Below are 13404 nucleotides of genomic sequence, written 5' to 3' on the forward strand. Positions count from 1 at the left end.
TTAGCTCAAAACACCTTAGCAACTTAATAACACTGTCATCAAAAACCTCTATAACAATGCGCGTACATCTTTTTTAAGTTGTTTGAGTCGTTCTTGATACTCGCTATGACTGCTATCAAATGTACTCAGTCGTCCATAGCGTAACTGACGGTAGTTTTGTCTGATTTCAACAAGCTTTGTCTGAATAACGATTGGGTCGCTACTATCTGTTAGCTGACTCGTAGCAGAGTGAGCATTGTCACCCTGACGGCTATCAATAGCTGATGCCAAACGTTCCAGCCAAGCTAGTTGCCCTTCGTTATCATTGCGGGCTAATAATTTATCATACTTGGCAACACGTTTTGAAAGCTGAGCAAGAGGTAGGTCTACTGGGTGCCAACGTTTGCGGCGGCGATACCAAATGACAAATACTAAGATAGCCATAACGGAAACCGCACTGGTGGCTAACCAAATGATTTGCTGCATGATTGAGCTGATATTGAACCATTTGAGTAGCGAGTCGGCCTGTTTGTCTTGGTCATAGCCGACTACGTCTTTTTGCCAGTAGTAGCTCGCTTGGTCTGATAGGCGGCGTAGCGTTTGTAGCATTTGATACTGCTGATAGCTGATTTGTGCACTGGCACCATTGCCAAACATAGCCGCCCCTTGCTGCTGGGTCATCGTATTCATGCCTTGCTCTACTCGCTCAGGCGCTACAAAGGCTGTCGGATCTACACGTACCCAGCCTTGGCCCTCAAGCCAAACCTCAGTCCATGCATGCGCATCCATTTGCCGCACTTCCCATACGTTACCATTGCGACTTGGCTCACCGCCTTGATAGCCGGCTACTACTCGTGCAGGAATACCAGCTGCCCGCATCATAAAAGTAAAGCTTGACGAGTAATGCTCACAAAACCCTGCTTTGGTTTCAAATAAAAACTCGTCAATCCGATTGGTATTGAGCCGTGGTGGCGACAACGTATAGCGAAACTCTGTTCGATTGATCCATTGCTCGATAGCAGCGATGTAGCGCACAGGGTCTGAACCTGACTGCTCAAATAATTGCTTAGCAAGCGCGCGCGATTGAGGGTTACCTTCGTTAGGCAAGGCAAGGTTCTCACGTCTTGATGCCTCTGTTAGAACCGGATCAATACGCATCTGTGCAAACTGCAACACATCATAGCGAAGTTGCTGCGTAACAGGTTGATCCTTTGATAAGGTAAATTCAGAGGTAGTATTGATATCTGGCTGCTGGGAGAACGGATAATCAAGACCAAATAGCCAGTTTTGCTGAGTGGGTTCTAAGATAACCTTGTAATTGACAGGTGCCGCCCTTGATTCATCAGGTACAGTAGCAAAGGCATTCTGAATCCATGCAGGTGCTTGCAATCTCGACGACCATTGATCCTTTTGGGAAGCTGGACGCCATGTGACACCATCGAAATCACTAAATACTAAACCACGCCAATACAACTGCTGTTGCGGTGGACGCTCATCAGCGAACTCTACGCGAAAGGCCAGCTCAGTTGACTGCCCTAAATTGGCAAAATCGCCAGGAGACATGCTATCAGAGACACCTGTAACGGCCTGCTGACCTGAGAGCTGTACCGACCACAGTGGTGGCAGTCTCGGAAAAAACAAAAATAGCACCACCAATAATGGCAACGCGCCAACCCCTAACACGCCCAATGTCCGCAAGCGTCCATCACCGTTAGCATTGCTATCATCATTAAGCGCAATAAATGCTAGCAACACAATGACTGCGCCAACGATCACTTCTAAAGTAGTCAGTAAACCTTGGTCCATCAAAAATAATGCTGCAAGCACGAACAATGATAAATTCAACACCACATAGGCATCGCGGCGCTTATACAGCTCCCATAGCTTACTAACTAGGCATAACACCAAAAATGCCACACCCATATCGAGCCCAAATGCTGTATTGTAGGTTAGCCATAGACCTAATAGCCCCAGCAGAAAGCCTAGCATTTGTACACTTTGATAAATACGCTTTAGGTGCGATAGTTTTTTGAATTTAGCTTTAATATGAGGCAATTGAGCGGCGATACTGACGGCGGAAAATCCTATCAGCCATAATGGTAAATGTGCGGCATGCGGTAACACAACAACGACTTGAGCAATTAACACCCAATAATAAGCTGGCAGTGCAAATAACTTACGATACCATTTAGCGTCATTTCGCTCAGGTCGAATTGAGACTTTTTGACCTAAAGCCAACTGCTCAAAGCTGGCCCTTTTTGTAGCATCGACCGCAGAATACTCTGTGGACAGTGCATCAACATTAGTGGAAGATAAGCGTTTAGAATTGGTCATGGTGCTTTCGCAAGCCTTAGCAAGCATGCTTGCGCAAAGGATTCTCCGTTACCCATCTCCGCAGTAGCAGGAGCATCACTAGGTAGACGCATTTGAAACGGTACACCTAGCTGACCCAGCGTCAATGCCCCATAAGCCAATTGTGCAAGTTTTTGCTCGTGATGTGCAGCTGGCATATCTGCATAATCAAGCGTTTGCTCATGACCGACCGGATCAGCGAAGTGCTTGGTCAGCATGCCTTGTCCCCGCGCTACATGCCCCCAAGAGACTCGGGCCAATGACTCACCCTCGACATAGTTGTCTAATCGCTCAAAGTCGTCCTGACCCTGTCTATACTGCCCACCTGTTGGTAAGTCCTCTAAGCTTGCGATTGCGTATTTTGCTTGCCAGTCAAAAACTTCAGGTTTTGGATATACCCACGCTGTACGCGCAAAGTAGACATAAGACCATGCACGCATGATACCTAATGGATAAACTGTTTTTATTTTTAACCGCGGCAGTTCAAGCTGACCACGAGTATTGGTTTGAATAGGCAGTCGAATGACTTGCTCACCTTGTAATCGCGTGATAAGCACTGAACTTTGCGCATTTATGCCATTTTTGGTTTTCTTATTGGTTATCTGCTCAAATTCAAATAACAACTGACGCCGTGGTTGGCGACTATCACTATTCAACTGTAGCGTAATCCAAACAGGCAAGCCAGCTTCTGTCATAGTGATTTCTAGCAGACGCATTTGCAGACCAGATATATGAGCAAAAGTAACATGAAAACTAATTAGCCAAACACTAACCAGATAAAAGCACAAACCAAGCACCAAATTGTTGCCATAATTGATACCCGCGATAAAGGTAATCCCTAACAATACGGCGAATAGCATCCCTTCACGACTAAAGAAAATATAGACATTACGCAGATTAAGCGTAGCACTATCACTTTTAGGCGCGCGCGCGGCAAACCAGCGGCTCAGAGCTGATTTTATTGGTGTGGTTAAGGCCTTTGGTAACAAGCTCATGACTACCCTATTATTACCATCTGATTGACAATGCTGTCGGTATTTATATTTATATCTGACTGACAAACAAACTCACGAATAGAACGATACAGTTGATTCAGGACAATTTGAATACAAGAAAAGCAGGTAAAAATACCGTAAATAGTGAACTGAGTGACTTTGATATTTTTCTAAGTTATATAGCGTTGACTATGTGTAGAACTATGGTTCACCGATGCAGTTAATCAATACGGTCAAACAGCATATCAGCTGCTAAGCGACGACTGACACTTCTGCTAGGATACGTTGAGCGATGGTTTTTGTTGCCTGACCACCAGTCACATGAGCGGGTACGAAACGCTGACCGAGGCGATGATCAGTGACCGCAGCAAACACCGCTTGGATATCTTCAGGGGTCACTTCCATATATCCTGATACATAGGCATGCGCTTGGGCAGCACGTTGTAGTGACAATACGCCGCGAGGTGATAAGCCATGATACTCTTGGCTTGCACGAGTTTTTGCAACCAACCTTTGCAAATAATCCAATACTGTATCTGCCACATAAACCTGCCTGACACCCTGCTGAGCCAGCAGCACAGCCTCAGTATCAAGCACGGTGTCTAAATCTTTGAGTAGCTCGCGACGATCCTCACCTTTTAGCAATTCACGTTCTGCGGCAGGCGATGGATACCCCAGTGACAAACATAATAAAAATCTATCGAGCTGCGACTCAGGGAGCGGATAGACACCTGCTTGTTGCAATGGATTTTGGGTGGCAATGACAAAGAACGGCTGCGGCAAAGGATAAGTCTGGCCATCTTGCGTGACTTGTCGCTCCTCCATCGCTTCAAGTAGCGCACTCTGCGTTTTAGGACTGGAACGGTTGATTTCATCAGCAAGTAATAACTGAGTAAAGATAGCGCCCGGACGAAACTCAAATTGCTGTTTACTTTGGTCATAGATGCTCATACCTAAAATATCAGCAGGCAACATATCATTGGTAAATTGCACTCGGCTAAAGCTCAAACCCAACAGCTGTGCCAAGCCCTGTGCCAAAGTCGTTTTACCCATACCAGGCAAGTCCTGTAACAACAAATGACCGCCCGCTAATATACAACTGAGCGCTAGCCTAACTGCTTGCGGCTTGTCCAATACAATCTGATTTAATTGCGCTAACAGCTGTGCAATTTGCTGCTGATTGCGTTGAAAATCAGCCGTACTAGGGATGGACTGGCTAAGCGGATTCGCTGTTCTCTGAGAGATGGATAATGATCTATCGTTAGCTGCATGGGTCATGGTAGGTTATTGGCTCATTTTTTAGGTCATAACGATGATAAACCAGATGTCAGTTTACATCATCTGTAACGGTCGGTGCAGCGGCGCGGAGCGTTGATAGATAGGCAATAATATCGGCACGCTCTTTGGCATCTGGTATAGGATCAGACAACATTTTGGAGTCTGGCATGGTTTTTTGGGCATCTGCAATATATGGATCGAGTGTCTCTGCATCCCATACCCAACCTGAATCTTCTAGCCCTTTGCTGTAGGTATAGTCTTTTAACTCGGCAGCTGGCGCCCCATATATATTCATTAATTGTGGGCCTTTCTTATTCAGACCTGCATTACGTTGATGGCATTGACCACAAGCATCTTTATAAATTATCGAACCGTTGTCTGCATCGCCGTCAGTATATAAGGGCAGAGTCACAGGAGCACGGTGGTCAGGTGGCGTTTTCTCACAAGCTGCAAGCAACAGAACAGCAGCCAAAAGACTGCTCATTTGATATTTATTAATAAGTGTCATTTTTAGCAATCTTTGGTTGAGGAATATTATCGCCATGACATAAACGATATGACATATTGGCCCTTTAACTCGCTACCTTTATTGTGCTACTAGGCTCTTCTAAATAATACCCCTGCAAATAGCGTGCGCCCACACTCCAAGCGACCGACATCGTTGCTGCATCTTCGATATAAGGCATGAGCACGTCGACTTTGATATCATTAGTGCGCATGATAATAGACTTGACCGTCTCTAAATTTTCTGCTGAACCAATGTCTTGAATATAACTGCGTGCCAAGCGTACCATATCAGGTTGGACAAAATTGGCAATTTCGATAGATTTGGCAGACGAGCCAAAGTTATTAACACCGATTTGACAATTGACATCGTTGAGCGCGGAAAATTGGGATTTGGCGACGGTTAAATGATCAGAGATATCTATTTCATTGAACTGTAGTGTTAATACACCAGCTGTACCGCCCACTGCCTTTATCAACTGACTGGCAACAATCGGCAATTTTTTATCAACTAATGAAGCACTGGTTAACTGTACTAACAATCTGGCTTCAGGATGCACTTTACGTACGTCATTAATTTTTTTACAGGCATTGATAAGTACCCATCGATCGATTTTTTCTAATAATTGATGCGTTTTAGCCACTGCCATAAACTGATCAGGGGTCAATACAGTATTGTCAGCATCGGACAATGGTAGCCTTAGATACACTTCAAAGAAGTCGCTACGATCGTTGTTGATATCGTATATTGATTGGAATGATAGCTCGAAGCGGTTGTTAGTAATGGCATCAACCAACGATTCGGCAAGTGCATGATCGTCACTATTAGCATGTTCGCTTGGATCATATATATGATAAGATCCACCGCTATTAGAAGTTTCTACCATGATTTGACTCATAGCATCCATAGCACGTTCTAGTATGACAGTAGGCTCTGCTGTGTTCTTTTCAATTTTGACAATAGCAGTGCTAACCGTTGTATTCGTCGTACGTTTATCTACCTCGATAAACATATCCTTAATAGAGGAACCGATATGCACAGCCAGTTCTTCAAGTTCACTTGCAGTCTTATTTTTGACAAGTATCGTAAACGCGGTATCACTAAAACGGCTCACATGACCATCAGGTACTAGCTCATCTAACGTATAGGCAACTTGTTTGACAGTCGTATCTATTCCTTGTAGACCTAAGCTACTTCTTATTCTACCTACATTGTCAAGCTGCACATATAGCAGTGCTGCTGTCAACAACCCTTGTACTGCCTGCTGATGTATTATTGCCATCTGCTCTTCAAAACCGCGACGATTATCAAGGCCTGTTAAATTGTCTTTGCGCTCAGCGGCAGCCAAGCGTTTAGCGACCTCTGCACTATTATTATTATTTTGTTGAATAATAATCTGAGTGACTGGCTCACCTTCTAATGTTGCCGATGCCAATTGTAACTTTGCTTCAAAAGTGCTGCCATCTGTCCGCACACTTTCAAAATTGAACTCAACGTCTTGGCGACTGCCTTTGTCAAATTGACGTAAAAACTGTTTAAATCCTTTGACACTATCACCACCCGAAATCAAATCAATAATAGGCACGCCTACCGCTTCATTCATTGATTTGAAACCGAATAATTGGAGATAGGGATCATTAGCAAAGATATGAATCCCTTCATCAATATAAGCAACCGCGCTCTTGGAGTTCTTAATCAGCACATTAGCACGCTGTTCTGCTTCAGACAGTACTTGACGTAAAGTTTTTAGCTCACGACGACTGCGCAAACTACTATGCTGTAGACAAATAGCCATGACGACAGGCATTTCTTGATCGATGGTGAGCGCTTTGACCATTGTGCCACTAATGACAGTAGGTAGTCCTTCCTCATTACAAGCTGTCGTCGCTATCTCTTCGTTCACTAGACAAATCATCGGCAGATCAATACTTTGCTCTTGTACTAGGCTCACTACATCCGTAAAGCTCATATCATAAGCCTTACCAAATACCAAGATATCCCACGGTTGGCGTAAGAGTTTCAATAGCTCTTCTTTATCGTCCAAAAACCCTAAATTTACATTATCGTAATAAGGACTCAATAACTGCACAAGACGTTCAGCGTAGAGCTGATCATCATTGATTACCAATAAATTCAAAAGAGATTGAGAGCGCATAGGGAGCCTTTTAGTCGTATTTTTATCTTGATACCTTACACCTTTCCTTCAGACTAGCCTAACATGAAAGAAGCACTAGGATGAAGTTCAGAAAATCTTATCGTATTGACTGAGTTTTTGGTTTAGGTTGTTTTTTTATTGTTAGGGGTATCATAGAAGTCAGAGTAACAACATCCGTCATTATAGACAATAATTCAGCCCGCTGCAGATTAACTTATGCCCCTTGTTGTCCACTATATTTTTATTAAAAACCTGTATGGCTTCGCTGCTACCAACCTATCTATCTGCGTTTTGGGAACAAAGGTAAGGCCTAGAGTTGCGCTACCTCATATTGGCTAAACTCATCAGTCATCATCAGCCTACGCCCTAATCGTAAAGAGGTTTGTTTATTGCCGATACGCATGACGACTCTATCATTGATTTGAAAATAAGAAGGTGGCACTATCAACGTGCCAGTAGTGTTCAGCTTTTCATCTTTTCCAAGGATAAATGCTGGTAAAAAATGGCGGCTTCTCGTTTTGCTGCCTTCCAAACGTAACCCACACGCTACAAGCTTATGTCCGAGTACCTGCCATTCTACTTCTAGATTTTTGGTATCTAGGTTGAGCCAGCGTACCACGCCTATTGACCAGTCAGGTTGAACCGTGTCATCAGAGCGGCAGACTAGAAGCAAGTTCATGATATGTAAGGGCTTCGGTGCCGTTGTAGAAAAGTCAGGGTCAGCTTTTTCTACACTGAGCCCACCTTTATTGAGAACAGCTTCATCAATAGAATCCTTATCTAGCTCACTATCTTTCGGTAACAGGTGCAATGTGCGATATGGTGAAAAATTGTCATGATCATCAAACAACTCTATGGTTGCACTGTCGTAAACGCGTCTTTTGTCGAATGTATTGTATAAAGGGCGCTCTTCTTCTCTCAGATCTTTTATAGAAATTAGGTTAGCAAAGCTTTGTGAATGACTAGCATGATAGTGTATATCACTGAAGTTAGTAATTAGTTTCGCATGCTGGGTGGTACTATATTTGGTTGGCAAGGTAAGTGGCGGCTGTAAGTAACGATAGCTAATGGTCATTGAAATAGTATTGAGTAAACTATACTCCACTCCTACACTACCTTCTTCTATAAAAGCTCGCTTACGTGAATTGAAATATAGAACCATCGGCGTAAGCTCTATAAATAGACAATCATGACGATCTTCATACGGATTAATATTAGAGTTGGCAGTTAAATAACTGGGTGGGCTATTACTATGAAGATCAACAAAAACCCGTGTCTCAGTGGTTGGCTCCATTGTTGCAACCATATACTTAGCCCACTCAGGCAGTAATCGTTGTACCAGTAAGATTGTGGGGCGTCTCATAGCACGCACGTTCAATAAATGTTGTAAACAGATTTGGCAATATAATTGATGAATATTATTTGCCTGATGTGTGGCAGTATGTATGCTCAGGTCAATATCAGTCACTTTTTGCTTATGCGCTAAATAGTACAACTGATTGATTCTAGACCATAGGTAATTTGATGGCTTTCGATAACATAGCGCCTCTTCACCTAATAGTTTTTGGTATCTTAATAGTGACTGATACGTCGCAATAGCGAGCGTGCTAGAAGGCTTGTTCTCAGTACTAAAATAGCGCTGCCAACCTTTACTAGAAGAAAACTTCAACGGATCATTTGAAGATAAAACTTCACGACGTATAACTCTATCGTAGACCATGATAATCAAATAATGTAGTGATTGTATTTGAGCAACACATGACATTTGAGACTGATTAAGCGCACCTGTCTCATATATATAATGCTGCCTCAGAGTCGCTATCAATCGATCTGAAGCATCGACTACTGTGGCCGTAAGTTTAAGGCGTTGTTGGTCATCTATATTGGCTTCACGTAGTACTGTTAGTACACTTTCTAGATGTTCTGCTTGCTGCTCCTGAGTTTGCGAAGGTAACGTTGTCAATAACTTGAGCAAGTATCGCTCTTGACCGTTTACTGAACGATTTGATGACAGAGGTAGTGGCGCTGTAGAGTTTAAATAATCTTTAAATATCGACAAATTTATCATCAGTATCCTTTCACTATTGGTCACTTTCAGGTAATCAGCAATGTAAATTTATACAGGGCATAAAGAATGCTTGTTAAGATCGACTATAGAAGAATGATGATATCTATCTATTGTGGGCCTTGATTGAGAAATACACTTAAATAATATATGGGCACTATTGGAACCATATATTTAACTTTACATGCTCTTTTATTAATCTGCGTGCCGATAGTCTATATTCTTTTCCCATAATATATCCATTTATTATCTTGGAAAAGTAAGAATCTTAAATTTTATTTTCAATAAGTGTTATTTACACACCTCACAACAACCATTCTTTGTTTACTAATTCTCCTAAATTGTTATAGTGCCCTATATTAGCTATTGCTGTAAATATCAATCGGCACTTTAAAAGGTTTATTCGGTAACTCTCTGACAAACTTAGGGACAAGATAACCTGGCAATGATGCTAGCAATGACCAATAAAGCTCAATCGCTGCTTGCTCACTACTATCGAAATGCGCTGCACCAGCCACCTTGTCCAACACATGTAAATAATATGGTAGCACGCCAGAAGCAAACAAACGCTGACTAAGCTTCACTTGCCCGTCAAGAGTATCGTTGACACCTTTTAACAACACGGCTTGGTTTAATAGCGTAACTCCAGCTGCTCTAGCACGTTGCAAATACTCAGCGGTTGGTGCATCTAGCTCATTGGCATGATTACAGTGAATGACCATGACAATATGACAGCGACTTTGAGATAACCTCTCTAACAATGCAGCGTCCAAGCGTGCGGGTATCACCAATGGCAAACGCGTATGCAGTCGAATGGTAGTAATCTGCGGAAGAGATTCCAAAGTATCTAACCATGAAAACAAACGTCGATTGGTCACATTTAGTGGGTCACCACCACTTAAAATTACCTCATTGACCTCAGGATTTGCATTAATATAATTGATGATATTTTCTTTTGCATCAGCAGTAGGCATATTAGCACTATAGTCAAAATGCTGACGAAAGCAGTAACGGCAGTGAATAGCGCACGCGCCTGTAATCGTTAACAATACTCTCGACTGATATTTATGGAGCAAGCCTTTCACAGGGTTTTGAGTGTTTTCGCTTAGCGGATCTGCTACGTAGCCTGTGACATTGATTTGCTCTTTCTGGTCTGGCAACACTTGTTTAAGCAGGGGATCATTACGGTCGCCAATAGCCATTTTTGCCACAAAGCCACGCGGCACACGCAGTTCAAAATGCTTAGGTACGTAAACTTCTGCACGCATTGATTCAAGCTGTAGGATACTCAATAGCTCATCAACAGATGTAATAGCTTCCGATAATTGCGTTTGCCAGTTTTTTTGTGTGATTAAATGGTTTATCATGACAGCCTATTACCTGTGCCCAAAATCCGATATTATACGCCCTTAGTGTCTAGCCTATCAAAGTATCCTCGTTAATCCGTAAATACTTGGCATAACAGAAAATTTTGGTACAGTCAGCCCTATGTCTTACTATTATATTTACAACCCCTAGGAGTTTCTTGTGGCAAGTTTTTCTACTAATGAATTTAAAGCTGGTCTAAAAGTGATGCTTGATGGCAACCCTTGTGCCATTCTTGAAAACGAGTTTGTCAAACCTGGTAAAGGTCAAGCCTTTAACCGTGTTAAGTTGCGCAATCTTCGTAGTGGCAAAGTACTGGAACAAACTTTCAAATCAGGTGACAGCTTAGAAGCTGCTGATGTGATGGACACTGAAATGAACTATCTATACAACGATGGCGAGTTTTGGCATTTTATGCATCCTGAGAGCTTTGAGCAGATTCAAGCGGACAAAAACGCAATGAGTGACTCAATCAAGTGGTTAAAAGAAAACAGCAATGCTCTATGTACCATTACGTTATTTAATGGTGCTCCTCTTTCAGTCACGCCGCCTAACTTCGTTGAGTTAGAAATCACAGAAACAGATCCTGGCGTACGCGGCGATACTTCAGGCGGTGGTGGCAAACCTGCTAAATTAGAGACAGGTGCCGTTGTACGTGTACCATTATTTGTGCAACAAGGTGAAGTGGTACGTGTTGATACGCGTACTGGCGACTACCAAACTCGCGTGAACTAATATCGCTCCGAACATGATTGGTAGTTGATATTTATCTATATTTTTATCATCAATAAAAAAGCTTAACCACCATATAGGCGGTTAAGCTTTTTTTTATATTTATCCATCATGGTTATATCAAGATGCTAATCAAGGGCGCTAATACTAATAACTAGTAAGTTACTCTTCCTCCAATGATTGCTTCTGTATCAGCCAATACTGTACCAAGGCATTTAGCTGCTCTTGCTTAAAAGGTTTGGTGCAATAGTCCTGCATACCAACTTTCAGATATTTCTCACGCTCGCCGTCCATTGCATTGGCAGTTAGAGCAATAATGGGCGGCAATACTTGAGGGTCATATAATTCATGCAGCTTAATGGTAGCTTGTACCCCATCCAAAATCGGCATGTGATGATCCATTAATATCACGTCATAACGTTCAGGAAATAGAGCAAAAGCCTCAATTGCTTGCTGACCATCAGTAACATGAGTCACGGTATGACCACTGTTGGTTAGTGCTTTTTTGGCAATAATCGCATTAACAGTATCATCTTCAACCAACAATATATGACCAGCTCGCTCGTGACTAGGTTCGATCATCGTCATATCGTTAGAGTCTTGCCATACCTCATATTTGTCTTCTGCAATAGTAGGTAGCGGCAACAATACGCTAAAAGTGGTACCAACTCCTACCTCACTGCTCACATGAATGTGACCACCCATTAAGTCGACTAGAGATTTGCAAACAGAAAGTCCAAGTCCAGTACCACCATAAAGACGATGGGTAAATTTGTTTGCTTGATCATAAGCATCAAATATAGCCTCTAACGATTCTGGTTTAATGCCGACCCCTGTATCTTTAACTTCTATACACAAAGTCATATTTTGGCCAGTTTTATCGCCTTCTATTTTACTTGCTTTGTCTTTTAGACCAGTGCTGATAACATCTTCGTCAATGTTATCTGGGCAGTAGCAGTTGTCCATATGTTTGACATCGATACTTACTCGACCACCTTCACGCGTAAACTTAATCGCGTTATTAACAAGGTTGGCTATAATCTGTTTGAGGCGTACAGAATCTCCTTTAACGTAGGGCGATAATGTTTCAGTATAATGATAATCTAAAGTCAAGCCTCTTTGGCGTGCCTTTATAGCAAACAAACTGACGACTTCATTACATAAGCTAGATAAATTTAATGGAATAGAGTTAATCGTCATTTTTCCAGACTCGACTTTCGATAAGTCCAAAATACCATTAATGATGACCATCAAATGCTCGTTAGAAACCTTAATATTATCAACGTATTCTCGCTGTTCATCGCTAAGATCGGTATCACCTAACATATCTACCATACCGATAATTCCATTCATCGGTGTACGAATCTCATGACTCATATTAGCCAAAAAGCTCGATTTCATTTCATTAGCATGCTTTGCATCACGTTGCTTATCCTGCAACTGTAAAGCGTCAGCTGCCATTTTCGCAAATTCCGCTAAGATTTCTGATTGTTGATCATTAAAACTATGATTAGGTTTCGTATCCATGAGACATAAAGTACCTAGACGATAACTTCTATTGTCTTCATATAAGATAATAGGTGCACCAACATAAAATCTTAAATAAGGAGAGCCTGTGACCATAGGGTTTTGGCTAAAACGACTATCCTTCAACGTGTCTGGCACTATAAACACGTCATCAGACAATATTGTATAGTTGCAAAAAGCAATATCACGTGATGTCGTGCATATACTGTCAGGTTCATTGTCAAATGTGCAAGCTGGTTTTAGATATTGGGTTTCCTCATCCATAAAGGTAATCGTAACTACTGGTACATCAAAGAACAGCTTTGCCAGCGCGACTAGCCGATCGAATGCAGGCTCATCATCTTCATTGAGTACCTGATACTTTTTTAGCTTGTTAATACGCTCTGATTCATCTACCGCGACAGGGTAGCTCTGCTTTGGCGAGTTAGACATAGACAAGGTAAACTCCATT

Annotated in this window: 9 protein-coding genes; 1 reads left to right on the forward strand and 8 read right to left on the reverse strand. The window is 42.3% G+C overall.

Features of this window, described 5'->3' with window-relative positions; genetic code table 11:
- Positions 1-48: 48 nt before the first annotated feature.
- The 7 genes from V6252_RS09275 to epmB all read right to left on the reverse strand — a co-directional run bounded on the left by V6252_RS09275 (position 49) and on the right by epmB (position 10696).
- Entirely contained in the window at positions 49-2313 is a 2265-nt protein-coding gene (locus tag V6252_RS09275) for a DUF3488 and transglutaminase-like domain-containing protein (protein ID WP_341610190.1), read from the reverse strand.
- Entirely contained in the window at positions 2310-3326 is a 1017-nt protein-coding gene (locus tag V6252_RS09280) for a DUF58 domain-containing protein (RefSeq protein WP_341610191.1), read from the reverse strand. Before V6252_RS09280 ends, V6252_RS09275 begins: the two co-directional genes overlap by 4 nt.
- A 252-nt stretch (positions 3327-3578) precedes the next feature.
- Positions 3579-4604 carry a MoxR family ATPase gene (locus tag V6252_RS09285; RefSeq protein WP_341610192.1) on the reverse strand — a complete coding sequence of 342 codons (1026 nt, stop codon included), beginning with the start codon at positions 4602-4604 and terminating at the stop codon, positions 3579-3581.
- Positions 4605-4653: 49 nt separating this feature from the next.
- A complete protein-coding gene (locus V6252_RS09290) occupies positions 4654-5112 on the reverse strand; it encodes a c-type cytochrome (protein ID WP_341610193.1) in 459 nt (152 codons plus the stop codon).
- Positions 5113-5176: 64 nt separating this feature from the next.
- Positions 5177-7264 (reverse strand): EAL domain-containing protein, encoded by a 2088-nt coding sequence (locus tag V6252_RS09295; protein WP_341610194.1) that lies wholly within the window; start codon positions 7262-7264, stop codon positions 5177-5179.
- Positions 7265-7574: 310 nt separating this feature from the next.
- On the reverse strand, positions 7575-9332 hold the full coding sequence (locus V6252_RS09300; protein ID WP_341610195.1) for a hypothetical protein: 1758 nt from the start codon (positions 9330-9332) through the stop codon (positions 7575-7577).
- A gap of 356 nt (positions 9333-9688) precedes the next feature.
- Positions 9689-10696 carry an EF-P beta-lysylation protein EpmB gene (gene epmB / locus V6252_RS09305; RefSeq protein ID WP_341610196.1) on the reverse strand — a complete coding sequence of 336 codons (1008 nt, stop codon included), beginning with the start codon at positions 10694-10696 and terminating at the stop codon, positions 9689-9691.
- 160 nt (positions 10697-10856) lie between these two features.
- Between epmB and efp the strand changes: the two genes are divergently transcribed.
- Entirely contained in the window at positions 10857-11429 is a 573-nt protein-coding gene (efp, locus tag V6252_RS09310) for an elongation factor P (protein ID WP_057761310.1), read from the forward strand.
- Positions 11430-11588: 159 nt separating this feature from the next.
- Here the strand turns inward: efp and V6252_RS09315 are convergent, their stop codons facing one another.
- The gene (locus V6252_RS09315; protein ID WP_425355873.1) at positions 11589-13403 is read right to left on the reverse strand and encodes an ATP-binding protein; all 1815 of its coding nucleotides are present in this window, start codon (positions 13401-13403) and stop codon (positions 11589-11591) included.
- Between the last annotated feature and the right edge of the window lies 1 nt (position 13404).

Source organism: Psychrobacter proteolyticus, assembly GCF_038155145.1.
Classification (GTDB): domain Bacteria; phylum Pseudomonadota; class Gammaproteobacteria; order Pseudomonadales; family Moraxellaceae; genus Psychrobacter; species Psychrobacter proteolyticus_B.